Source organism: Chryseobacterium sp. UYP7 (genome assembly GCF_056279225.1).
Window position 1 is genome coordinate 107,812 of sequence record NZ_JBWBQW010000004.1, and the last position, 24,961, is coordinate 132,772.

General features: G+C 37.7%; 26 protein-coding genes. 15 read left to right on the forward strand and 11 right to left on the reverse strand.

Annotated elements, in window-relative coordinates; translation table 11 throughout:
- Nucleotides 1–22 precede the first annotated feature (22 nt).
- The 12 genes from ACZ9HT_RS09855 (at nt 23) to ACZ9HT_RS09910 (ending at nt 10,272) form a co-directional block, all read left to right on the forward strand.
- Nucleotides 23–820 (forward strand): lysophospholipid acyltransferase family protein, encoded by a 798-nt coding sequence (locus ACZ9HT_RS09855; RefSeq protein ID WP_476040316.1) that lies wholly within the window; start codon nt 23–25, stop codon nt 818–820.
- 19 nt (nt 821–839) lie between these two features.
- A complete protein-coding gene (locus tag ACZ9HT_RS09860; RefSeq protein ID WP_476040317.1) occupies nt 840–1,286 on the forward strand; it encodes a hypothetical protein in 447 nt (148 codons plus the stop codon).
- A 9-nt stretch (nt 1,287–1,295) separates the two neighbouring features.
- A complete protein-coding gene (locus tag ACZ9HT_RS09865; RefSeq protein ID WP_476040318.1) occupies nt 1,296–1,844 on the forward strand; it encodes a hypothetical protein in 549 nt (182 codons plus the stop codon).
- A 100-nt stretch (nt 1,845–1,944) separates the two neighbouring features.
- Entirely contained in the window at nt 1,945–3,132 is a 1,188-nt protein-coding gene (locus ACZ9HT_RS09870) for a homogentisate 1,2-dioxygenase (protein WP_476040319.1), read from the forward strand.
- 198 nt (nt 3,133–3,330) lie between these two features.
- On the forward strand, nt 3,331–4,611 hold the full coding sequence (locus ACZ9HT_RS09875) for an acetyl-CoA hydrolase/transferase family protein (protein ID WP_476040320.1): 1,281 nt from the start codon (nt 3,331–3,333) through the stop codon (nt 4,609–4,611).
- 170 nt (nt 4,612–4,781) lie between these two features.
- Nucleotides 4,782–5,363, forward strand: a complete 582-nt coding sequence (locus tag ACZ9HT_RS09880) for a Crp/Fnr family transcriptional regulator (protein WP_476040321.1) — start codon at nt 4,782–4,784, stop codon at nt 5,361–5,363.
- Nucleotides 5,364–5,419: 56 nt separating this feature from the next.
- Nucleotides 5,420–5,818 carry a hypothetical protein gene (locus ACZ9HT_RS09885; RefSeq protein WP_476040322.1) on the forward strand — a complete coding sequence of 133 codons (399 nt, stop codon included), beginning with the start codon at nt 5,420–5,422 and terminating at the stop codon, nt 5,816–5,818.
- A gap of 64 nt (nt 5,819–5,882) precedes the next feature.
- Nucleotides 5,883–7,013, forward strand: coding sequence for a 4-hydroxyphenylpyruvate dioxygenase (gene hppD / locus ACZ9HT_RS09890; RefSeq protein WP_476040323.1), 1,131 nt, complete (start codon nt 5,883–5,885; stop codon nt 7,011–7,013).
- 68 nt (nt 7,014–7,081) lie between these two features.
- Nucleotides 7,082–7,543, forward strand: coding sequence for a hypothetical protein (locus ACZ9HT_RS09895; RefSeq protein WP_476040324.1), 462 nt, complete (start codon nt 7,082–7,084; stop codon nt 7,541–7,543).
- 75 nt (nt 7,544–7,618) lie between these two features.
- The gene (gene fahA / locus ACZ9HT_RS09900) at nt 7,619–8,869 is read left to right on the forward strand and encodes a fumarylacetoacetase (RefSeq protein WP_476040325.1); all 1,251 of its coding nucleotides are present in this window, start codon (nt 7,619–7,621) and stop codon (nt 8,867–8,869) included.
- Nucleotides 8,870–8,963: 94 nt separating this feature from the next.
- Nucleotides 8,964–9,371 (forward strand): GxxExxY protein, encoded by a 408-nt coding sequence (locus tag ACZ9HT_RS09905; protein ID WP_476040326.1) that lies wholly within the window; start codon nt 8,964–8,966, stop codon nt 9,369–9,371.
- Nucleotides 9,372–9,450: 79 nt separating this feature from the next.
- Entirely contained in the window at nt 9,451–10,272 is an 822-nt protein-coding gene (locus ACZ9HT_RS09910; RefSeq protein ID WP_476040327.1) for a flavin reductase family protein, read from the forward strand.
- Nucleotides 10,273–10,344: 72 nt separating this feature from the next.
- Here the strand turns inward: ACZ9HT_RS09910 and ACZ9HT_RS09915 are convergent, their stop codons facing one another.
- Nucleotides 10,345–11,166 (reverse strand): T9SS type A sorting domain-containing protein, encoded by an 822-nt coding sequence (locus ACZ9HT_RS09915; RefSeq protein ID WP_476040328.1) that lies wholly within the window; start codon nt 11,164–11,166, stop codon nt 10,345–10,347.
- Between the two features lie 201 nt (nt 11,167–11,367).
- On the opposite strand from ACZ9HT_RS09915, the gene ACZ9HT_RS09920 reads away from it, so the two are divergent.
- Nucleotides 11,368–12,063, forward strand: a complete 696-nt coding sequence (locus ACZ9HT_RS09920) for a TMEM175 family protein (protein WP_476040329.1) — start codon at nt 11,368–11,370, stop codon at nt 12,061–12,063.
- Nucleotides 12,064–12,129: 66 nt separating this feature from the next.
- Here the strand turns inward: ACZ9HT_RS09920 and ACZ9HT_RS09925 are convergent, their stop codons facing one another.
- From ACZ9HT_RS09925 to ACZ9HT_RS09970, 10 genes are all read right to left on the reverse strand, one after another.
- On the reverse strand, nt 12,130–12,954 hold the full coding sequence (locus tag ACZ9HT_RS09925; RefSeq protein WP_476040330.1) for a TerC family protein: 825 nt from the start codon (nt 12,952–12,954) through the stop codon (nt 12,130–12,132).
- Nucleotides 12,955–13,030: 76 nt separating this feature from the next.
- Nucleotides 13,031–13,879 (reverse strand): alpha/beta hydrolase family protein, encoded by an 849-nt coding sequence (locus ACZ9HT_RS09930; RefSeq protein WP_476040331.1) that lies wholly within the window; start codon nt 13,877–13,879, stop codon nt 13,031–13,033.
- Nucleotides 13,880–13,889: 10 nt separating this feature from the next.
- Nucleotides 13,890–15,464 carry a flotillin family protein gene (locus ACZ9HT_RS09935; protein ID WP_476040332.1) on the reverse strand — a complete coding sequence of 525 codons (1,575 nt, stop codon included), beginning with the start codon at nt 15,462–15,464 and terminating at the stop codon, nt 13,890–13,892.
- 24 nt (nt 15,465–15,488) lie between these two features.
- A complete protein-coding gene (locus tag ACZ9HT_RS09940; protein WP_476040333.1) occupies nt 15,489–16,058 on the reverse strand; it encodes a serine protease in 570 nt (189 codons plus the stop codon).
- Nucleotides 16,059–16,219: 161 nt separating this feature from the next.
- On the reverse strand, nt 16,220–18,304 hold the full coding sequence (locus tag ACZ9HT_RS09945; protein ID WP_476040334.1) for a M13 family metallopeptidase: 2,085 nt from the start codon (nt 18,302–18,304) through the stop codon (nt 16,220–16,222).
- Nucleotides 18,305–18,568: 264 nt separating this feature from the next.
- Complete coding sequence (locus ACZ9HT_RS09950) at nt 18,569–20,662, reverse strand: M13 family metallopeptidase (protein WP_476040335.1); 2,094 nt, start codon at nt 20,660–20,662, stop codon at nt 18,569–18,571.
- Nucleotides 20,663–20,738: 76 nt separating this feature from the next.
- On the reverse strand, nt 20,739–21,398 hold the full coding sequence (locus tag ACZ9HT_RS09955) for a head GIN domain-containing protein (RefSeq protein ID WP_476040336.1): 660 nt from the start codon (nt 21,396–21,398) through the stop codon (nt 20,739–20,741).
- A 111-nt stretch (nt 21,399–21,509) separates the two neighbouring features.
- Complete coding sequence (locus ACZ9HT_RS09960; protein WP_476040337.1) at nt 21,510–22,106, reverse strand: DUF2238 domain-containing protein; 597 nt, start codon at nt 22,104–22,106, stop codon at nt 21,510–21,512.
- Nucleotides 22,096–22,491, reverse strand: coding sequence for a YkvA family protein (locus tag ACZ9HT_RS09965; RefSeq protein WP_476040338.1), 396 nt, complete (start codon nt 22,489–22,491; stop codon nt 22,096–22,098). The genes ACZ9HT_RS09960 and ACZ9HT_RS09965 overlap by 11 nt, the downstream gene beginning before the upstream one ends.
- Nucleotides 22,484–23,731, reverse strand: a complete 1,248-nt coding sequence (locus ACZ9HT_RS09970) for a CinA family nicotinamide mononucleotide deamidase-related protein (protein WP_476040339.1) — start codon at nt 23,729–23,731, stop codon at nt 22,484–22,486. The genes ACZ9HT_RS09965 and ACZ9HT_RS09970 overlap by 8 nt, the downstream gene beginning before the upstream one ends.
- Before the next feature lie 320 nt (nt 23,732–24,051).
- Here ACZ9HT_RS09970 and ACZ9HT_RS09975 point away from each other — a divergent pair, with 320 nt between their 5' ends.
- Both ACZ9HT_RS09975 and ACZ9HT_RS09980 read left to right on the forward strand, forming a co-directional pair.
- Nucleotides 24,052–24,432 carry a SpoIIAA family protein gene (locus ACZ9HT_RS09975; protein ID WP_476040340.1) on the forward strand — a complete coding sequence of 127 codons (381 nt, stop codon included), beginning with the start codon at nt 24,052–24,054 and terminating at the stop codon, nt 24,430–24,432.
- A 10-nt stretch (nt 24,433–24,442) separates the two neighbouring features.
- The gene (locus ACZ9HT_RS09980) at nt 24,443–24,952 is read left to right on the forward strand and encodes a pyridoxamine 5'-phosphate oxidase family protein (protein WP_476040341.1); all 510 of its coding nucleotides are present in this window, start codon (nt 24,443–24,445) and stop codon (nt 24,950–24,952) included.
- The last annotated feature ends 9 nt before the right edge of the window (nt 24,953–24,961 follow it).

Below are 24,961 nucleotides of genomic sequence, written 5' to 3' on the forward strand. Positions count from 1 at the left end.
TCGCGAAATTGTAAATTAGATAATGGCGAAGAAAAATATATTTACCGACGCTTTCGGTAATCTCTATTTCCTGAAAAGACTGATTATTTTTGTTTTAGGAATGATTTCCTACAGAAGGTTCAACGGTTTTAACAAGCTCAAAATTACGGGCACCGAAAATTTGGTAGATCTACCAGATTCAAACGTGTTATTCGTGTCAAATCATCAAACCTATTTTGCCGATGTTGCAGCAATGTATCATGCTTTTTGCGCGGTAAATAATGGCTATTTGAATTCGATTAAAAATCCTATTTATTTATTAAATCCAAAAGTAGATTTCTATTATGTTGCGGCGGAAGAAACAATGAAAGCTGGTTTTATGACCAAAATTTTCGCTTTGGCAGGTGCAGTTACCGTTAAAAGAACTTGGCGTGCCGAAGGAAAAGATGTGAACAGAATGGTGGATCTAACAGAGGTCGACAATATAATGAAAGCTTTAGACAACGGCTGGCTGATCACTTTTCCACAGGGAACCACTTCCGCATTTGCACAGGGAAGAAAAGGAACTGCCAGACTGGTAAAAAATCAAAGACCCATTGTGATCCCCATCAAAATAAACGGCTTTAGAAGAGCGTTTGATAAGAAAGGGCTTCGCGTAAAAGTAACGGGTGTTAAACCAACAATGGAATTTAAAAAACCGCTGGACATTGATTATGATAAAGATGATGCACAAACCATTCTAAATAAAATCATGGTCGGAATTGAACAGTCGGAAGAATTTAACATTTTACACGATTACGATAAAGAGTTGAAAGCTCAAAAAACAGAAACGCAGAACTAACGAGATAAAATATCTATTCATGAAAAAGCTAATTTTCGTATTCTTACTATTCATTTTAGCCAATTGCAGTACTCAGGAGAAATATTCCGATTTCGACTATAGCTATTCCAGGAGCGGCGGTTTCGCACCGATCTACGAAAATCTTTTGATCAAGGGGAACAAGGCTCATTATTCCTTTGAAGGTCAGGGAAAAAATATTAAAAAAGATTTCAGGATCTCAACAGAAGATCTTCAGAATATAAAATCGGCAATTGCGCAAAATAATTTCCGCACCATTCAGGAAGATTATAAAAAAATGTACGACAATGTGGCGACTACCATCAATGTGAAAAACGGCGATAATTCCAGCAGTAAGAGCGACGCTTCTTTTATTATGGAAAAAGACAAGCCCCGTTGGGATGCTGTTGTTAGCACTTTTCAAAAAATCATTAATGCCAATGCTAAAATGGCAACTTCCGAAAAATAATTGTATTTCATGACGACTTCTCTTCCCGAAATTTTAGACTATTCCAAAAATAAAACACGCGTTCTACTCTACACTTCACAACCTTCTGTGTCGAAAATGGTTTGCGGGGTTTTAAATTTTTACGGCAAAGAATATGATTTTTTTCCTCAAAGCGGCTTATCTAAAATAGAAGATAATGATTTCGCGATTTTCGAAACTTCTGACCTGGAGAATGCTTCTCAATTTCAACCAAATATCGTATTTATTTCTTCTGAAATGGATCTGCAGAAATCAATTCCTCTTTTAAAGAATATAATTCCGGGCGGCGTTCTGATCTACTCGTCTCAGTTTGAAGACACCATCGAAAGCTCCAACAACTTCTTTCGAAAACTCCCTTTTTCTATTTCTGAATTTAAGAAAGACAATGATCAAATTATTTTATCGACAGAAATGGGTTCTATCCCTCTTTCTTCTACTGATGAAAATCTGATCAAAAACTTAGAGGGAATTAAATTACTTTGTCAGCAGTTTGGCGTGATGGAGGAAGAATTTTATGAACCCGTAATGAGTTTCGCCTAATTTATTTTAAAAATTTTAGCGCAAACTTTCCCTGCGAAAAATCATTTTTCTTAAAGTCTGAAAATTTCATTAATTTTACCTAACCCCTAAAAGTAACAAAATGAGATACCATCACTCCGGAAAAATTCCACCAAAAAGACATACGATTTTCAAATCGGAAGACGATAGGTTTTATTACGAGCAACTTTTCGGAACTGAAGGTTTCCACGGAATTTCCTCCTTACTTTATCATATTCACCGCCCGACGCAAATAAAATCGATCAGCGAACCGAAAGACGTTACGCCAAAAATCGCTGTTGAAAAAAATGTAACTCCAAGAATGTTCAAAGGCATGAATGTTACTGCGGAAGACGATTTTCTGGACAGTCGAAAGATCCTGATGGTCAACAACGACCTGAAAATGGGTTTGGCGAAACCTCGGAAATCAACCGAATATTTCTACAAAAATGCGGAGTGCGACGAACTTCTTTTCGTTCATGAAGGAAGCGGAATTATGAAAACATTTGTGGGAAATCTGGAATTTTCAGTAGGTGATTATTTAATTGTTCCGCGTGGAACGATTTATCAAATGCAGTTTAATACAGAAAACAACGTATTTCTGATTGTAGAAAGTCATTCCCCGATTTACACGCCGAAAAGATACAGGAACGAATTTGGACAACTATTAGAGCATTCTCCTTTCTGTGAAAGAGATGTTATTACTCCAACTTATGTTGAACCGATCGATGAAAAAGGAGATTTTCTCATCAAAGTAAAAAAAGAAAATCAGATCTGGGATTTTATTTACGCAACACATCCTTTTGATGTTGTTGGGTGGGACGGTTATTTTTATCCTTTCAAATTCAATATCAAAAATTTTGAGCCGATCACGGGCAGAATTCATCAACCGCCGCCAATTCACCAAACTTTTGAAGCCCATAATTTCGTGGTTTGCTCGTTCTGTGCGAGAATGTACGATTATCATCCGCAGGCAATTCCGGCGCCTTATAATCACTCTAACATCGATTCCGACGAAGTTCTGTTTTATACAGAAGGAGATTTTATGAGTCGAAATCATATCGACTTGATGGATTTCACGCTTCATCCGGGTGGAATTGTTCACGGACCACATCCCGGTGCCATGGAAAGATCGATCGGCAAAAAATTCACCGAAGAATATGCGGTAATGGTTGATCCTTTCCGGCCCTTAAAATTAACCGAAGAAGCCATGAAAGTTGAAGATCCCACTTACAAAACATCCTGGTTAGAAAGCGAAGATCACACTTTGAAAGACCGTTCGCAGGAATAAATTTATAAAAACCAATAAGCTGACTCCTTTTCGAGTCAGTTTTATTTTTGTAGAAAACGACAATATATTATCTTTTCATATTCTGCAATTTAAATTTAAAAGCATTTGCCTAAAACTGATTTTACTCATTCTTATTTCGATTTGAATTAAGTAAATTTGAAAAGAAATAGAGATCAAGTTAAATTAAAATACTAAAGCATGAGTCAATATGTAAGCGCCGAAGAAGCTGTATCATTAATCAAAAGCGGCGACCGGATTTTTTCACACGGAAGCGCATGTACACCAAACTTTTTGATCGATGAATTGGCGAGACAATCTTCCAGACTTCGAGATGTAGAATTTGTTTCCATCACGCAACAGGGAAATGTCGAGATCGCAAAACCGCAGTACAAAGACAGTTTTTACATTAACTCATTATTCGTTTCTACACCGGTTAGGGAAGCGGTAAATTCCGAGCATGGCGATTTTGTTCCTGTTTTTTTAAGTGAAATCCCTTTGCTTTTCAAAAAAGGAATTATGCCGATCGATGTTGCGATGGTTACTGTTACACCTCCCGACGAGCACGGTTACTGTACGTTAGGAACTTCTGTTGATGTCGCCAGAAGCGCCGTAGATACTGCAAAAACGATTATCGCACAGGTGAATCCGAGAATGCCCAGAACGCATGGCGATGGTATGATCCATCAGTCCAAAATTCATAAAATGGTTTGGCATGAAGAGGAACTTTTAACCGTTGATTATGGCGCAAAAGTGACGGAATGTGAACTTTTGATCGGTAAAAATGTCGCAGAATTAATTGATGACCGCTCAACTTTGCAAATGGGAATCGGAACTATTCCTGATGCTGTTTTAAAATGCCTTAACAATCACAAAGATCTAGGTGTTCATACCGAAATGATCAGCGATGGCATTGTAGATCTGGTTGCGAAAGATATCGTTAACAATAAATTTAAGGGAACGCACACGAACAAAACCATTACAAGTTTTGCGTTCGGAACCCGAAAATTATATGATTATATCGATAATAATCCTTCTTTTTCTTTTATGGATGTTGAGCACGTGAATTATCCCATCAACATTATGAAAAATAAAAAAATGGTTGCGATTAATTCCGCCATTGAAATTGATCTAACAGGACAGGTTTGTGCAGATTCAATAGGAACTTTTCAGTTTAGTGGAATTGGTGGACAAATGGATTTTATGCGTGGTGCTGCACTTTCGGAAGGTGGAAAACCTATTATCGCTATTTCTTCCCGAACTAAAAAAGGAGTACCGAGAATTGTTCCCTTTTTAAAACAGGGCGCCGGAGTTGTAACGACGAGAGGTCATATTCATTACGTAGTTACCGAATTCGGGACCGCGTATCTTTATGGTAAAAGTTTGAAACAAAGAGCCAGAGCCCTTATAGAAATTTCTCATCCAGATGATCGCGAAATGCTGGAGAAAGCAACTTTCGACCGTTTCAAAATGGTGCTTTAATATTTGTAGCAAGAAGTTTTTCGTATCTTTTGAAAACTGGTCCCGCTGTCCGCTTTATCTTCTTTCTCTTTGGCTTTTGCCAAAAATAAAAAAGGATGCCGCTTTCATCTGGGCTAGAATGAAATCATGTTTTTCTTTTCAAAATTTCTTATTAACCTAACCACTCCTGAATGAAGTCCGAATCTTCCTTAACAAATTACCTAAAAGAAATTTTTGACTTATCAAAAGAAGATGAACACTTTGCGAACCATTATTTCGAAAAAAAAGAAATTAAAAAAGGAGACATCCTCTTAAACAGCGGTGAGATCTGTACCCATTTATATTTTGTTTCCGATGGATTGCTCCGCACTTTTCACATCAATAAAAACGGCAGTGAGTTCACCAGATTATTCGTGCCCGAAGGTAAATTTTGCACGATCCTTTTGAGTTTCCAGGAAAAAATTTCCAGTCCGGCTACAGTTCAGGCTTTAGAAAACAGCACGATTTATTCCATTTCTCACACTAATTTCAAAAAAGTGATCGCAGAATCTCCCACCGCGAAAAATATCTACACTCACATTTTAGAAGAATATCAAAATTTTCAAATTACCCGATTGGAGTTTTTAACAACCCTAAATCCTCAGGAAAAAGTGGAACAGTTTTTAGCAGAAAATTCAGCTTTGGAAAAAAGAATTTCCAGCAAAGTAATTGCCTCTTATCTGCAGATCACACCCGAAACCTATTCCCGCTGCAAGAAAAAAATAACATCTTGATTCTGATCAAGATTTATCTGATTTAAATGATTTAGATTTGATTTAAATAAAAAGTTATGAAACATTTACTTCTAGCACTGCTGTTCCTTTTACCCCTCACATTCAAAGCACAGAAATCCAACACGGATGATTTAAATCGCTATCTGAGAAAATCTACCAATCAAAAAAAGACCGCAAATATTCTGCTCATAACTGGTGCTGGATTAATGGTGGCCGGACTTATTGTAGGAAATTCAGGTGGTCAGAGTAGTTATATCAGTGATAATGGGTTAGCGGGATTAGGAGTTTTTACCTTAGGCGCCCTAACTTCTGTTATTTCAATTCCTTTTTATATTTCCGCCCATCAAAATAAAAAGAAATTAGTAAAACTTTCCCCAGCGGTGGGAATTATACCTGCAAATACTGCAGTTCAAAATAATAATTACGGAGCAGTTGGACTGAAGTTCAATTTCTGATCACCAACTAATTATTTAATTTTTCGTAATTTGCATACATAAATTTTAAGTAAAAAATTACCAAATGTCAACACTTACTTTCGCTCAAAAAATTGCACAGGCAGAGAACTTTTTACCGATCAACGGTACAGATTATATCGAATTTTACGTGGGAAATGCCAAGCAGGCAGCCCATTTTTATAAAACAGCTTTTGGCTTTCAGTCCATTGCTTATGCGGGACCGGAAACTGGGGTTCGGGATCGGTCTTCCTATGTTGTACAACAGGGAAAAATTCGTTTGGTATTAACTTCGGGTTTGTCTTCGGATTCTCCTATTTGTGAACATCAAAAAAAACATGGCGACGGCGTAAAGGTTTTAGCACTTTGGGTTGATGATGCTTATTCGGCTTTTGAAGAAACCACCAAACGTGGTGCAAAACCTTATTTAGAACCCACAACTTTAACCGATGAACAAGGAGAAGTTCGCATGTCTGGAATTTACACCTACGGCGAAACGGTTCATATGTTCATCGAAAGAAAAAATTATAAAGGCGATTTTATGCCTGGTTTCCAGAAATGGGAGAGCACTTACAATCCATCGGACGTTGGACTTTTATACGTTGATCACTGCGTTGGAAACGTAGACTGGAACCGAATGATCCCTGTGGTAAAATGGTATGAAGAAGTGATGGGATTTGTAAATATTCTTAGTTTTGATGACAAGCAGATCAATACCGAGTATTCCGCCTTAATGTCTAAAGTAATGAGCAACGGAAATGGTTTTGCTAAATTCCCGATCAATGAACCTGCAGAAGGCAAAAAAAAATCACAGATAGAGGAATATTTAGATTTCTACGAAGGCGAAGGCGTTCAGCACATTGCAGTGGCAACAAGAGATATTATTAAAACGGTTACCGAATTAAAGGCGAGAGGAATTGAATTCTTACCAGCGCCGCCAAACTCCTATTACGAGATGGTTCCGGAACGCGTAGGTTCTATTGATGAAGATATTAAAAAATTATCTGATCTGGGAATTTTGATCGATTGTGATGAAGAAGGTTACCTTTTACAAATCTTTACAAAACCTGTAGAAGACCGCCCTACTCTTTTCTACGAGATCATCGAAAGACACGGTGCTCAAAGTTTCGGTGCTGGAAATTTCAAAGCCTTATTCGAAGCTTTAGAAAAAGAACAGGAAAGAAGAGGAAATCTATAATAAAATTTAATGAAAATTGAAGTTCCGGTACTAATAAACGGAGTGGAACATTCAAAAAAAATTACCAAATGAAGAAAATATTTTGCGCCACTTTAATTTTAATTTCTGTCGTCGCGATCAAGGCGCAATATGCATCCATCAATGATATTTTGGATCAGTTAGAAGCAAGAAGAGGAATTAATAAAGACATGAAAAATGTTAATATTAATGACACCAAGTTTGTTTTGATCAAAGATTTTGAGGATCACACCGAAAGAAGTTTTATCGTCATCAAAGGCAATTCGGCAACTTATGTTGAGATGTTTGATGATAAAAAAACCGGTCAAACTTCATCTAACGTTTTTTCCGGGGATATCGTAAGAACGCAGCACAACATTATCTCTTTGAGAGCAGATGAACTCGAAGGACAAAAAATTGCGTTACCCATTACGAAAACTTTGCTGATGACGAAACAGAAAAAAACACTTTATCTTGTTGATGTAAATACACGGGAACGCTGGATTGAAGACGGCGCCATCAATAAAAAATAAATTTTTAAAAATAATTAAAAGGTTCAAAGTCTAAATCTAATTTACACTTTGGACCTTTGTTTTAAACCCTCAGAAATGATACAATCTTTTATAAAATACGATCAGAATTCCGATTTTTCAATTCATAATATTCCTTTTGGCGTCGCAATTTTCGGCCAGGAATATATTGCCTGCTGCACCAGAATTGGTGATATGGTCATTGATCTGGCAACGCTTTATGATTACGGATTTTTTGACGATGTTGCAGGTATCAACGAGAATGTTTTTGAAGCCTATACTTTAAATGAATTTATAGAACTCGAAAAGCCCGTAACCAATGCAGTGCGCTTGAAAATTCAGGAGCTTTTAACCGAAAATTCCAAATTGGCAAATGACGAAAAATCCATCAAAGATTGTTTCTTCACTTTGGATCAGGTAAAAATGATGATGCCCGTTCACATTCCGAACTATACCGATTTTTACAGCAGCATTGAACACGCAACCAATGTTGGAAAAATGTTTCGCGATCCGGCGAACGCTTTGCTTCCGAACTGGAAACACCTGCCTGTAGGTTATCACGGTCGCGCTTCTTCTATTGTGGTTTCGGGAAGCGATATCATCCGTCCGAAAGGTCAGACCAAACCTGCAGATGTTGATTCACCCATTTTCGGACCCTGTAAACAACTGGATTTTGAACTGGAGATGGCTTTCATCGTCAATAAAAACACGGAGATGGGTGAAAGTATTTCTACAAAAGAGGCTGAAGATGCAATTTTCGGAATGGTAATTTTCAATGATTGGTCTGCCCGCGATATTCAGAGTTGGGAATATGTTCCGCTTGGACCGTTTTTAGGGAAAAATTTCGGCAGCTCCGTTTCTCCGTGGGTCGTAACTTTAGAGGCTTTGGCGCCATTTAGAACTCAATCTCCAAAACAGGAACCGGAAGTTTTAGATTATCTAAAATTCGAAGGAGACAAAAATTTCGACATTAACTTAGAAGTTTATCTTCAACCTGAAAATGGAACTGAAACCTTAATTTCAGAAAGCAATTATAAATTCATGTACTGGAACATGACGCAGCAATTGGCGCATCACACCGTGAACGGCTGTAATGTTGAAGTTGGCGATATGTACGCTTCCGGCACCATTTCCGGCGAGAATCCAAATTCTTTCGGCTCTATGCTTGAACTGACGTGGAGAGGAACAAATCCTTTAAAATTGAACGATGGCCAGGAACGTAAATTTATTAATGATAATGACACCGTGATCATGAGAGGTTTCGCAGAAAAAGAGGGAATTAGAGTTGGTTTCGGGGAAGTTTCAGGTAAGATCTTGCCTGCGAATTAATACGAACCACAAAGTCACATAGATAGAAGTGATATTATTACTTGTAAAAGTTCATCAAGAGTGATATGTAATTACCTAGATTTATTCAAAAATTATGTTAACGCAAAATCAGATCGATGACTTAACTTATAAAATTAATGGAGCATGTATTGAAGTTCATAAAATAATTGGACCGGGATTGCTTGAAAGTGTTTATCACAAATGTTTAGAAGAGGAGTTGAAAATTAGGGAAATAGCGTTCAAGTCACAATTTAGAATTCCGCTTCTTTATAAAGGAAAAGAACTTTCATGTGATTTTTTTTGCGATTTTTTAATTGAAGATTGTGTCGTTCTTGAATTGAAATCAGTTTCATTATTACTAGATATTCATCGGGCACAAATCCTAAATTATATAAATTTGATGCAAAAACCGAAAGGAATTTTAGTCAATTTTAATGTAAAAAATTTAATGAATCAAGGGCAGGAAACTTTTGTCAATGATTTCTATCGGAGATTATCTTGAATAAAACTCTATGATCTCTATAAAGGGTCGTATTTAACCAAAACCTTTGTGACTTTGTGGTGAAAAACTTATAAAAAAAATGAAAACAATATCTCCCCAGGAATTAACTAATTTTCAGTTGCAAACACTTTTGCAGACTGCCATTGCGCCACGACCAATTGCCCTGGCTTCTACGATCGATAAAGAGGGAAACATCAATTTAAGTCCTTTTAGTTTTTTTAATTTGTTCAGTTCTAATCCGCCGGTGGTGATTTTTTCTCCGGCCAGAAGAGTGCGTGATAATACGACGAAACATACTTTAGAAAATGTTTTGGAAGTTCCGGAAGTCGTGATTGGGATCGTGAATTACAAAATTGTGCAACAAATTTCTCTGGCTTCTACGGAATACGGAAAAGAAATAAACGAGTTTGCAAAAGCCGGTTTAACCATGAGAGATGCAGACTTTGTAAAGCCTAAGCTCATTGTGGAATGTCCTGTTAATTTAGAATGTAAAGTTTTAGAAGTTAAACATCTGGGAACCGAAGGTGGCGCCGGAAATTTAGTTATTTGCGAAATCATCAAAATTCATCTGCGCGAAGAATATTTAAACGAGGATGAAACTTTGGACCAGAAAAAATTAGATCTCGTTGCCCGATTAGGTGGAAACTGGTATTCCCGAAATAATGAAAATAATTTATTTGAAGTTCCGAAACCTTTAGTAACAAAAGGAATTGGCTTTGACCTGCTACCCAACGAAATTAAATTCAGCGGTATTTTTACCGGAAACGATCTGGGAATGCTTGCCAATACAGAAGAATTACCAACTGGAAATTTTCACGCTGAAGAAAGCAAACATCTGGAAGCGCAGAAACTTCTCGCCGAAAGCAAAGTTTCAGAAGCCTGGAAGATCTTACTAAAATAAAATTTCAATGATCTAAGACAAAAATATCCCGACTATAAATCGGGATATTTTATTTGAATATAGAAGAATTTCTTATTTTTTAATAAATTTAAAAGTTTCCACCTTTCCGTTAGCATTCGTTTTCCCGATGTACATTCCGGGTTGTAAATGAGATACATTTAATTCTAATCTGGAGGATTTAGCGTCGTTTGAAATTAATTTCTTACCAGAGAGATCATAAATTTCAACACCAGAAAATCCCTTAGAATCAGCAATCGTTAAAACATCAACTACAGCGTTAGGATAAAATTTCAAGGTTGAAGTTTTTACATTTTCGGTGGCCAAGTTGGTTTCAAAAACCTTTACATTATCTACTGCCAAATAAAACTCATCCGGATCAGAAAAAGCCCGGAATGACAAATAATAAACTCCATCTGCGGGAACTGTAAAATTCACATTTGCCGTTTCGTAGGGATAATTCACAATATCTTCATTGATCCACAGTGGAGTCGTTTGACCAGCAACTGTTGTTGCGGTTCCGATCCTCACTTCCATTTTCTCCGGAAAGTAGACATCGGTTCCCTGATAATCAAATTGTAATGTCAGGTTTTTTCCCGCCTGTAAATTGAGTCCGCGCGAATACAGGTAGGTGTTGGCCGCAAAATCCGAATTGTATTCGTAGATCATGTAATATGTTCCTTCTGATGGATCTGGAGTTGAAGTTGAAGCTTGAGCGCGAGTCCATAGATTACCCTGGCCTTCGTTGGTTATGAACCATTCATCCAGATCTGCAGTTTCAAAGCCACAGAAATAGGGAAGATCTGCGCTTAAAGTTGGGCGATCGCTATGGGTATTCTGAGCCATTAGAAAAGATCCTAAGAACAAAGACGCACCAAAAAGTAAAGTTTTTCTCATAATTATAATTGTTTATTTATTCAAATATAACGAAACAAAATCGAGGGAGCAAAACTAACGAAAGCCTAAAAAATTATTAGGAAACGCTCAATAATTACTAAAACGATTCATCAGGAAAGCAATCGATGGGCTAGAGCAAAAAAAAACCTTCCTAAAAATTAATTCAAGAGAATTTTGCATTAATTTTATAAAAATTTACGAATGGATCAACATGCGCATCATCCACAGAAACAAGGCTTTCAGGTCGAACGTTTAATATTTTTCAGCGATGCCGTTTTCGCCATTGCTATTACGATTTTAGTGATTGAACTGAAAGTTCCACTCGTTCCGGAAAATGCCACCGAACAGGATTTTTTAATTGAGTTTGCGAAACAGATCCCCCAGATTCTGGGGTTGATCCTGAGCTTTTTCTTAATTGGAATTTACTGGACCGCTCATCATAACATGTTTGGATATGTGATCAATTATACCAAAAAACTGCTTTGGATCAATTTAATATTCCTTTTCACAATCGTGATAATGCCTTTCACTACTGCGATCTACAGCGAATATTCTTTTACCGAAGGACATTTAAAATTAATAACGCCTTACGCGATCTATGTATTCAATATCTGTTTTACCGGAATTATGAATTTTATTCTTTTAAGTTACATTACGAATCCAAAAAACAAGATCGCCGAGTACGTTCCGCACAATTACTCGAAGTACGGGAAAATACGGTCGCTTATCACTCCGGCGATATTTCTGCTTTCGTTACTGGTTTGTTTTGTTGAGCCCGGAATTGGTCGAATGATCTTATTTTTAATTCCTTTTGCAATGGCTTATGTGGGTAGAAAGATCAGAAAGCCAGAACTCGTAGCAGAAAAAATTTCCGCTGGGAAAAACAAAAAAGAGTGAAAATAGTCACTCTTTTATAATAATCCTGATTTTCCTGACAGGTTGAAGATAGACGCTCTTTTATAATTAGTCTTGATGTTCTTTGATGCTTAGATCATTATTGAGATCCGGATTCAGTTTCAGATATTTTTTCTCCTGATTGTTCCGTAATTTAATATTAAGAACTTCTACCAATAAACTGAAAGCAAGACACGAATAAATGATGTTTTTACTCACATGCTGATGAATACCTTCTGCAACCAACATTACTCCAATCACGACGAGGAAAGAAAGTGCAAGCATTTGCAAACTCGGATATTTATTGATGATTGCAGAAATTGGTCCTGCAAAAGCCATCATAATTCCAATAGAGATTACGACCGCAATGATCATCAAAACAACATTATCAACCAAACCAATTGCGGTAAGGATCGAGTCTAAGGAAAATACCATATCGATCAAAATGATCTGAATGATCACCATCGTCATTAATGAAGAGCCTGCGGATTTTGGTTTATGACTTTCTTCGTGAACCTGAACTTTTTCGTGGATCTCAAAGGTACTTTTTCCAATTAAAAATATTCCACCTAAGAGAAGAATAAGATCCTTCCAGCTTAAAGATAAGGCCAGATCAGTTCCCGGTTCATCGATAAAAGGCAAAGTTAAAACGGGTTCTTTTAGGCCAATGATCCAGTTGATCATGAGTAAAAGTCCGATCCGGAAAATCATGGCGAAAGCTAATCCAAGGTTACGGGCAAACTTTTGTCTTTCTTTTGGTAATTTATCCGAGATAATGGAGATGAAGATAATATTATCAACGCCCAGAATGATCTCCAGAAAAGTTAAAGTAAGTAAACTGATCCATATTTGCGGTTGCGCAAAGTCAGGAAATTCGAGGACCGATAGAAGCATAGTACATTAAATTTTGGCCGATAAAACTACCAAAATTTTCTATGAGTTAAATATTAACTTTTATTAATATTAGACTTTAAAAATGTTCTTTAATAAACCTGATCATGGTTGAAGTTGCTTCCTTTAAATATTCCGGAAGTTGGTTTTCCGTCCAGGGTTCTTTGGTGCCAAAAGTATGATTGGCATTTTCTAAAAGAACAAGTTCTGAAGTTTTACACCATTCGTTCAACAGAAAAGCTTCTTTATCTTTTATCGCTTCATCCTCTGTTCCCTGAATAATCAAGAGAGGTTTTATCAGATGCTGAGCTGCGTACTGAATATCGAAACGCTCTTCATTCTTTTCAAAATCCTCAAAAAATTGAAAATAATGCGGCATTTGCTGATGTGTTCTTTTATTTTCAGAATACATGACGCCAGACGTTTTCCAGTCTTCAAAACGTTGCTGATTCGGAAAACGGTATTTAAAATTACTGACTCCTGCTAAAGAAACGACCACTTTTACGCGGTCATCTTCAAAAGCTTTGATAACGGTAATTCCACCACCACGGCTGTGACCGATAATGGCGATCTTATCTTTGTCCACGTGAGGATCTTTCTGAAAATAATTCAGAACCTCATCGTAATCAGACATTTCTTTGGAGAAATTATTATGTCCAAAAGCTTCAAGATCCGCAAAATCTTTGGGTTGCTCAACCGTTGTCCCGTTGTGGGAAAAATTGAATTTCACAAAAAAGAAACCGGCTTTTGCAAATTCTTCCGCCATTAGATCCCAGGCGCCCCAATCTTTGTAGCCTTTGTAACCGTGCGCAAAAATAACGAGCGGTAGATTTTTTCCATTTTCGGGGTAGAATGCATCAGCCAAAAAATCCCGGGTTTCGGGATTTTTAATAATGATATTTTTCTGAGAAGTAATTGGATTACTCATGATGTTTTATTTAAGTCGGATTCGTATCGTTTTCCGGTGAGTCAGATTTAATTTCTGTCTTGATCTCTGTCGTAACGGTTTCTACTTTTTGCGCATTTTCACGATCGGTTTCAGCTTCAGATTTCCCTTTCAAATAATCCGGAAGATTCAGTCCGGCCATATTAAAAAGATCATTTAAAGGCGGCACTGTTTTCATCATTCCCGACACAAAATTTGCGGTAGAACTATTCCCATCAGCACCATTTCCACTGTCCCAAACGGTGATTTTATCGATCTTAATATTTTTAACCGCTTCAACCTGGGTTTTCACCAATTCCGGAAGTTTCTCAATTAACAATAACTGGAAGGCATTTTTCGCGTCGCCTCCTGCAGCTTTTACCACTCGGTCGTAACCTTCGGCCTGTTTTGTTAAGATCTCGTAAAGACCTTTTGCTTCCGCTTCCATTTTAAGGAAGATCGCGTCGGCTTCTCCTTTTGCATTCAAACGAATTCTTTCTGCATCAGCTTCTGCGTCGATAATTATTTTCTGTTTTGAAATTTGCGCAGGAACAACAACGTTTGCCTGTTGTGTTGACCGCTCTCTTTCTGCTCTTGCGGTTTCGGCTTTTTGTTCTGCTAAATAAGATTCTTCTAAAGCTTCAGCAGCCTGAACTTTTTCAGCAGTCATTGCCACTTTTAAAGCTTCTGCTTCTTTTTCCCGTCTTTGCGCATCGGAGTTTGCGATGGTAATTTTTGCATGATTTTCTCCTTCAACTGCAAGTGAATTCGCAAGAGACGTCGCGATTCTGGATTCCCGCATCGCCTCGGCTTTACCAATGGATTCATCTTTTTCGGCTGCAGCAATACTTACTTCTCTGTCTTTTTGAGTTACTGCAATCCGAACGTCACGGTCGCGATTTGTTTCTGCGATCTCAATATCTTTCGAACGGTCTGCGGAAGCTTTTCCGGTTTCACCAATTTTTTCCTGTTCTGCAACGGAAATTTTCGCTTCGTTAATTGCTTTTGCTGCTGCTTCTTTTCCTAAAGCTTCAATGTAGCCGGATTCATCTCTAATATCGGTAACGTTAACGTTGATCAGTTTCAAGCCGATCTTCTTTAATTCGGTATCAACATTTTTAGAAATATTATCTAAAAATTTATCCCGGTCGGTATTAATTTCTTCAATGGTCATGGTCGCGATCACCAAACGCAATTGGCCGAATAAAATATCTTTCGATAATTCCTGGATCTGTTCCGGTGCTAAACCTAATAATCTTTCTGCTGCATTTCCCATTGTATCGGGTTCTGTAGAGATTGCAATTGTAAAACGACACGGAACATCAATTCTAATATTTTGTTTAGAAAGGGCATTCGTTAAATTGGTATCAATAGAAATTGGCTTTAGATCAAGATAAGCGTAATCCTGAATTACAGGCCAAACAAAAGCTCCACCACCGTGAATACATTTTGCAGAAGTTCCGCCAGTTCGACCATAGATCACCAGAATCTTGTCGGAGGGACATCTTTTATAACGCGAAATAAGGGCTAAAAAAGTAACGAAGAATACGAATACCGCTACTAAAATAAGAATAATTGTTCCGGACATATACATAATTTATTTAATTTGAATTTATACTGGAGATACGATTAAAACACCGTCTAAAATCTCGACCACTTTCACCAATCGACTGGAAAGCAAGGGAATTTTGGACCGAGTCATCGCTTGAAGTTCGTGATTAGAACCTTTCACGGAGATTAAAACTTTTCCTCTTCCGGACATTTCTGCGGGAATATTCAGATAGACTTCGCCACTTTTACCAGCCAAATTTTGAATATTGAATGTATTGTCTTCCGTTAATTTCATGATCTGCATAATGAGAAGAAAAAAGACAAAAACGAAAGCAACTCCTACCGCAAATGAAAGCGCAACCAAAATAATTTTGTTTGGAATCGTGTCGAAGAAAGCAACGCCAGTCCAGCCAAAACCAAGCAAAAAATTAACTAAGTTTCTAAGTGAAAACAATTGAAACGGCGCATCGGCATGATTCAAATCACCATCAAAATCTGTGTTGGCAACATCTGCGGAATGGCTGCCCACAAAAGTGAGTACAGTTTGAACCAAAAATATGAGACTTGTAGTGAGGGCGATATACCAAAATATCTTTTGAAGAGAATCCATTCCTTCGAGAAAATCCAACATGGTGCTTTTTTACAAATATAGTATTTTGAACTTGATTTTTAGGACAATTATTATCCACTATCGTTAAAATCTTTATCATTTTTGCAAATAAAAAACCCTTTCTCCTATTTAATGTAGAGAAAGGGTTTAGAATGATTTATGTAGAAATTAAATCCTGAGATTTACCAGATTTTAATTCTTTCTGCCGGTGCTCTGTATAATTTGTCGCCCGGTTTAATATCGAACGCCTGATAGAATGAATCCTGGTTAACTAAAGGTCCAAATGAACGGAAATAACCTGGGGAGTGAGGATCTGTTTTCACCTGATTCACCATATATTTCTCCGTCGATTTAGTTCTCCAAACAGTTGCCCAACTCATAAAGAATCTTTGATCCTGCGTGAAACCACTGATCAAACCTGGATTTCCATGATCTTTCAGATACATTTGCAACGCGGTGTATGCTACTGCTACTCCACCAAGATCACCAATATTTTCTCCACTTGTGAATTTACCGTTGATGAAACTTCCTTTTACCGGTTCGTACTTATTGTACTGCGCAGCCAGTTTCCCAACTTTCTCATCGAAGTTCTTACGGTCGGCATCGGTCCACCAGTTATTTAAATTTCCATCACCATCGAAACGGGAACCTGAATCATCGAAACCGTGGGAGATCTCGTGACCGATCACCGCACCAATTCCACCGAAGTTAACGGCAGGATCTGCTTTAAAGTTAAAGAAGGGCGACTGTAAAATTGCAGCCGGGAAAACGATCTCATTATTCGATCCGCTGTAATAAGCGTTTACGGTTTGCGGCGACATTCCCCATTCGGTTTTATCTACCGGTTTACCAACTTTATCCAGGTTTTTAGCATATTGCCAAGCTGTGATATTCTGGAGGTTTTTGTAATAAGTTCCATCGGCGCTTGGACCGGTTAATTCTAATTTCGAATAATCTTTCCAGGTATCAGGATAAGCGATCTTTACAGAGAATTTTGCGAGTTTTTCCTGTGCTTTGAGTTTCGTTTCCGGCGACATCCAGTCGTTATCTGCGATGTGTTGCTGGAAAGATTTTTTCAGGTAACCAATATAAGTTTCCATCTGACTTTTTGCTTCTGCAGGGAAATATTTCTCCACATACAATTTTCCAAAAGCTTCTCCCAGAACGCCATTAATTACACCCAAACCTCTTTTATCCATTGGTCTTTGTTCTTCCTGACCCTGAAGAAATTTAGAGTAGAAAGCGAAATTAATATCGTCTAATTTTTTATCAAGATTTCCTGCATTTCCGGAAACCATTCTTGCTTTCATGTATTCTTTGATCAATGGCAGCGTTCTTTCGTTCATCCACGAATCCATGTTTTGGTAATACTTCAATTCCGTTACAATGACCTTATCGGTTTTTACTCCGGCATCAGCCAGATATTTCGGAAGATCAACATGTTTTACCAGTTTAGAAAGCTCGGGCAAAGTTTTAGGGTTATAACGAAGGTTTGCGTCTCTATTTTGCTCGTTCGTTAACAGATCTCCAGCCAGTTTTTTCTCAAAAGCCACAACTCTTTGGGCAGTTTGATCGGCATTTTTATCGCCGATGGTTTCAAAAAGTCTTGCCAGATAATTTTTATATTCTGCTAACGTTTTCGTGTTGGCTTCGTTATCTTTTTGATAGTAATCACGGCCTAAACCTAAAGAAGCGCCACCGAAATAAACAGCGTTCATCACGGAGTTTTTCATATCTGCACTAACGCGCCAGGCGTAAAAAGGATTGTCTCCCGTTTTTGTTGCTTCGGTCAAATATTTTTGAAGATCAGAAACCGTTTTGATGGCGTCGATTTTATTAAGATCGCTTTTGATGGGACTAATTCCGTCGGCATTTCTTTTGTCCCAATCCATGTAAGTTCCGTAAAGATTCTGGATCTTCTGACCTTCAGAACCTGCAGCGAATTTATCGGTAAGGATTTTATTTAAAATTTCTAAAGAAGAGTTATCTACATCTTCACGTAAAGCGTTGAAACTTCCCCAACTTGATTTGTCGGAAGGAATTACGGCCGTTTTCATCCAGTTTCCGTTGACGTAATTTGAAAAGTCATCTTGCGGACGAACAGCGGTGTCCATGTAGGAAAGGTTAAGTCCTTCTTCTTTATTTACAGGTTCCTCCACGGCGGTTGTTGTTTCTGTAGTTTCTGTGGTGACCACTATGTTTGTTGAACAAGAATTCAGGGCTATAATTCCTGAAAAAGCAAGTACAGTAATTGTCATTTTTCTCATAAGACTGTAGGTGATTTTTGATTTATTTCAAAGATAGGGTTTATTTTGTTTTGTGATAAAGGCTCTCTTTGGTAAGCCATATTTTGCGTAAGCGATTGCAGCGGTATCCTTTTTTTGGAAGGGAAAAGCCAGGGCAAAAAAAGATTTAGCGGAAAGCGCGACCTGAATTGCGTTGGATCCTGGGTGAGGAATGAAGGTTACGCCTTAAAAAAAATCACCCAAAATTAATTGAGTGATCTCCTAATTATTTAATCTTAAATGCTCTTACCAGATTTTAATTCTGTCTTCTGGTTTTTTATACAGTTTGTCTCCTTCTTTAACATCGAAAGCTTTGTAAAAAGAATCGGTGTTGACTAAAGGTCCAAAAGCGCGGTATAATCCCGGAGAATGCTCATCGGTTTTTATCTGATTTAAAAGAGAAGCTTCTTTTTGAAGGGTTCTCCAAACGGTTGCCCAGCTCAGGAAAAATCTCTGATCCTGGGAATATCCGCTGATCTCTCCTGGATTTCCGTGGTCTTTTAAATACATTTGCAAAGCATCATAAGCGATATTAACGCCACCTAAATCGGCAATATTTTCGCCGTTAGTGAAAGCTCCGTTTACGAAAGTTCCTTTTACCGGTTCGTAAGTTCCATATTGTGCGGCAAGCGCTTTAGTAGCTTTTTCGAAGTTGGCTTTGTCCTCTGCGGTCCACCAGTCAACCAAGTTTCCATCAGCATCAAACTGGGCACCGGAATCATCGAAACCATGCGTCATTTCGTGGCCGATCACTGCACCAATTCCACCAAAATTAATGGCAGCATCTGCAGCGGGATTAAAGAACGGCGCCTGTAAAATAGCAGCAGGAAAAACGATCTCGTTATTTAAAGGATTGTAATAAGCATTTACCGTTTGCGGCGACATTCCCCATTCGGTTCTGTCTACCGGTTTACCGATCTTATCCAGATCTTTTTGATATTGCCATTCGGTAACATTCTGCAGGTTATTGTACAAAGTTCCACCGTTCGCTTCGGAATTGATGGTCAGTTTAGAGTAATCTTTCCATTTGTCCGGATAGGCTACTTTTACGGTGAACTTGTTCAGTTTTGCCAGGGCTTTTTCTTTAGTTACCGGCGACATCCACGTTAGATTGGTGATGTGCGAGGCAAAACTCTTTTTCAAGTAATCGATCAGTTCTACCATCTGGGTTTTTGCAGAGGCAGGAAAATATTTCTCAACATACAATTTACCGAAAGCTTCACCTAAAACGCCGTTGATCATTTCGAATCCACGTTTATTTTGTGCTCTTTGTTCCTGTTGACCACGCAAATATTTACCGTAAAAATCGAATTTCTTCTGATCCAGAGCACTGGAAAGATGACTTGCGTTGCCAGAAATCATATGAAATTTCATATAATCTTTGATCAGCGGAATGTTTTTCGAATTGATGAATTTATCCAGATTTTTATAATATTTCAATTCTCCAACGATCACTCTATCGGTATCAACTCCCACAGAAGTTAGATATTTCGGCAGGCTTACATTTTTCACCATTCCCGAAAGCTGCGCCATCGTTTCTGGATTGTATTGCAAAGTGGCATCGCGGATCTGCTCGTTGGTTAAATAAGTTTGCGCAATGCTTTTTTCGAAGTTAACGATATTCTGAGCCGTAACTGATGAATTTTTATAGCCCAAAACATCAAGCATTGAAGCGACATATTTGGTGTATTCTGCTAAAGCCTCGGTGTTTTTGGCGTTTACTTTCTGGTAATAATCGCGACCCATTCCAAGGGAAGCATCTCCTAAATAAACAGCGTTCATTTTAGAGTTTTTCAAGTCAGCATCTATGCCCCAGGAATAAAAAGGATTCTCGCCATTTTTGGTAGCTTCATCTAAATATTTCTGAAGATCAGCCATGTTTTTGATGGCATCAATCTTTGCAAGATCTGGTTTGATCGGTGCAATTCCGTCGGCGTTTCGTTTGTCAAGATTCATATACGTTCCGTATAGATCCTGAATTTTTTTACCTTCGCTACCATCCGCAAATTTATCATTCAGCAAAGAATTCAAAATCGTCATGGAATTATTATCCGTGTCTTCGGCTAATTTATTAAAGCTTCCCCAAGTTGATTTATCTGCGGGAATCTGGGCGGTTTTCATCCAGCTTCCGTTCACAAAATTGTAAAAATCATCCTGCGGACGAACTGCTTTGTCGAAAGTGGTAAAATCCAAACCTTTTTCTAAAGTTTGTTTAGGTGCCTCTTTGGGTGTTTCCATTGGTGTTGCCGGAGTTTCTGGTGGCACTGGTGTTTTTGTTGCACAGGAGTTGAGTGCAATTATTCCTGCAAAGGCAAGAAAACCTATATTCAATTTTTTCATTAGAAAGTATTGTTTATTATTTAGTCTGAATTTTTTTTTAAATGTTACAGAGAATTTAATAAATAACAGTACTATTTTACTTAAAATTAATTTTTCCACCGATGACGTTTTTCAACTGTCGGTCTTCGGGATCACCATAAATATCGATAACACCGCCGGCTCTTGTGGTGGCATTAACAGATTCGGAAACATTAATTTCTGCAACACCACCTGCATTTACTGCGACCGTTGCGGTTTGGGAATCTAAATTTCTTCCGAAATATCTACCACCCGTATTTCCGGTGATATCCTGATGAGTCGCGGTACCGGAAATATTAAGTTCTCCGCCAGAATTGGTTTTAGCCTTTAATGTTTCGGTATCGAGCGATAGATTTATTTTCGAGCCTTCATTGGAAACCAGCGTGAGCATTCTGGATTCTAACTTGTCTTTAGAAGATATAGAAGAACCCTGACTTGCCTGAATATCATTAAGGTTTTTATAAAAAACTTTTACAGAAACCTGATCGCCCTGCATAATGTTCACCGGAGCCATTCTTATCTTCAGTTCTCCATTTTTGTTAACGGTTTCTACATCGGTATTTCCACCGGTGTCGACTTTACTTTCGTCGGAATGAATTAAAACGACCGTAATCTTATCATAAACTTTCAAAGAGGAAAATTCACCCACATTTCGTGTGGATTGCGCAAAGACGAATTGTGATGCGACGATTAAAAAACTTCCAAAAATTTTATACATAATTAACTTGATTTATTGTTAGAGAAACGTTTCTGAGAAACAAATATTTTAAAGGTTTAGGAAAAGTTCGATCCGGTCTTGTCTACTTTCCTGAAAAAAATCAGCCGTGATTTATACTTTGGCAGAAATCTTTTTATCCTGAATTTTAGAAAAGAGTAATAAAGCAGTAATTCCGCCGATAAGCGCCATAAAAATATCGGTTTGAGTATCCCAAATATAACCTTGAGTTCCTAAAAAACTATCTCCGGATTCGCCTGAAAATAAGGAAACCCACCATTCTATGATTTCATAAAAAGCACTGATCCCTAAAACGATGCAAATTACAATGAAGAAAAACCAGGACTTTTTCTTCAGTACCTCTTTTTTGATCAAAATTTCGCGTGCGATTAGGGCGGGAGAAAATCCCTGAATAAAATGACCGATCTTATCATAGTTGTTGCGGGTTCCACCAAAAACAGTACTCATCCATTTAAAACCCGGAACTTCTGCGTACGTGTAATGAGCGCCTAAAAGAAGAACGAGAAAGTGGATAAAAATGACCACATAAACCAGATTGGTGAATTGAAATTTCCTGAAAATGATCAAAACTGTAACGCCAAGAATCACCGGAAAAGCTTCGAGCCACCAGGTAAAATTATCTTTGGCTCCGGTAATGGAAATGACTGTTGCAAAAACCGTCAAAATAAGCAGGATATATTTAAGCTTCATTTTTGAAAAATTTGTAATATAAAAGAATTGAAAATGCGATGTAAATTAAAAGAACCGGAATTGCTAAATACCATCTTTTTTGAAGAACTTCCTTCGTATTTACTTTCGATTTAATTTCTTCATACAAAGCAGCTGGAATCAGAGAAATGGTGATCTTAATAAGCAAAGGAACCAAAATCAGATCATCAAGAAGTCCAAGAACCGGTATGAAATCTGGAATCAAATCAATTGGACTCAGCAAATAAGCCACGGTAATCCCGGCGAAGATCTTTGCAATTAAAGGGGTGCGTTTATCTTTTAAACAAGCGTAGATAGTAAGGGTTTCGAGCTTGAGTTGTTTCACCTTTTCCTGAAACCACTTCCAGATCAACCTAAACCTATTCATTAATTAAAATCTCTACTAAATCCTGTAAAACCCGTTGCGAAACAAAATTGACAAAATCATTTCTCTCCAGGTGAGGAAGGAAAAGACGGTTTGTTTTTTCGAAATCGTTTACGCGTATGGAATAAAAAACGGTTCCGACCTCATTATTAAATTCATCTGAATTCGGTCCGGAAACTCCAGTTGTAGAAAGCGCAATATCTGTTTTGAATAATTTCTGACAACCAAAACTCATTTCCTGCGCGATTTCTTCGGAAACCACCGTTTTGTCGGTAATCGTTTTTGCAGAAACTCCTAGAATTTCAATTTTTTTCTGATAGTCGTAAGGAATTATTCCACCCAAAAAGTAGGCTGAGCTACCCGAAACGGAGGTGATCAAACGAGATAATTCGCCGCCCGTGCAACTTTCTGCAATGGAAAGCGAAAGTTTTTTCTGGGTTAAGATTTCTTTTAATATTTCCTGAATTTCGTTGCCGTTCCAGGAGATCACTTTCTCAGCGATCAATGGTTTTAGCTTTTCTATTTGGTGATCCAGTTGATCCTCTAATTTCTGCAGTTCATTTCCGGTTGCAGTCAATCTAAGTTTTACGCGGTTCCCAATGGGTAAATAAGACAGAGAAATATTTTTTGGTAAGGCAAGTTCCCAATCTTCAATGGTTAAAGCAAGAAGACTCTCCGGAAAATCAACGACGGAAATAATTCGGGAGGTAATATGATTTAATGAAAATTTATTTTTTAAAAAAGGAATGATCTTGTCTTTAATTAACGGTTTTACTTCATAAGGAACGCCCGGAAGACAAATGGTGATTTTACCGTTTTCCTCTATCATTTGACAGGGTGCGGAACCATTTTCATTTTGAAAAATTATGGCTCTGGATAAAACGACCGCCTGATTTCTATTGATCTCTAATAAATGTTCACGCTTTCTTTTAATGAAAAGTTTTCTTAAATGGTCGAAAGTTGCCGGATCCAATTGCAGGTCATCTTTAAAAAATTCGGCGAAAGCAATTTTGGTCTTATCATCTTTTGTGGGGCCGAGTCCGCCAGTTGTGATCACGATATCTGCTAATTCGAATGCAGAACGTAAAGTTTCTTTGATGGCCTGAAGCGTATCGGAAATGGTAAAAATCTGGACTACAGGAATCCCAATACTTTTAAGATGATTCGCAATAAAATTGGAATTGGTATCTATGGTGTTGCCGGATAAAATTTCGTCGCCGATGGTGATGAGAACTGCTTTCATTTGAATATTTAAGAGGATAAAAGTACAGATTTTTGAAAAAGCAGATCCTTTAATTTGAGTTTATTTCATGTTAGCATTGATAGATTTTATAAATCCTGACCTTCATCATGGGAGCAGATCGACTGATGGTTCAATTCTTGTTGAAGTAATGAAGACTACTTTCTTTCGGGAGAAGAACAAATTTATGTTTCAGCCCCGATTGAACGGTCTGTTTGAGCTCTCCCAATTTAAAAAATTGGGAAGCGAGTAGTGAAAGCGGGTTCTTATTTTGAAGAAATCTGATCCTTGTTGCTCCAAATAAAACATTAAAAATTTACAATATGATTACCTTAATTCCAGAAGTTGCGGACAATGTTGCGGCGTTTAAAGCCAGTGGCGAAGTGACGAAAGAAGATTTTGAAAATCTTGTTATTCCCCACGTTAAAGCCAAAATTAATATTTTCGATGAGCTTAATTACCTCTTTTTCATTGATACTGATCTGGATTCATTTACATCTGGAGCCTGGTTTCAGGAAGTTCTTTTGGGTCTGAATAATATTACAAAATGGAATCGTGCTGCGATCATTACCGATAAAGACAGCATACAGAATTTTACAGCGATATTTAGTGTTTTAATGCCGGGCGAAGTTAGATTTTTCCCCAGAGAAGATATACAAAATGCCCTTTTTTGGTGCGCAAACGGAGATGAAGTTAACGATTAATAAAAATAAAATGTCAACAGAAAATTTAAATCAGACAGAAGCCATAAAAAAATTAAAAGAACTTTCGGAAAGCGCCAGATTGTGTATGTTTTGTACCGATCTAACGACACTGCCGATCGCAGCACGACCAATGAGTTTGCAGGAAACAGATGCGGAAGGGAATTTATGGTTTTTGAGCAGCGATACCAGCAATAAGAATTTTGAAATCAAAGAGGACAATCGCGTTCAACTCTATTTTATGAACAACGGAAGTTCGGAATATCTTTCTGTTTTTGGTAAAGCTTTTATTTACAAAGACAAAAGTACGATTGAAGAACAATGGACACCACTGGCAAAAGCCTGGTTCGAGGATGGAAAAGAAGATCCGAAAGTTTCTGTGATCCGTGTAACTCCGGAGGAAACCTATTACTGGGACACGAAAGCCGGAAAACTCGTTTCTTTTCTGAGTTTTGCAACCGCAGCAATTACGGGGAATAAATCCGATAACAGCGATGGCGTTGAAGGAAAACTGAATGTATAACCAAATTAA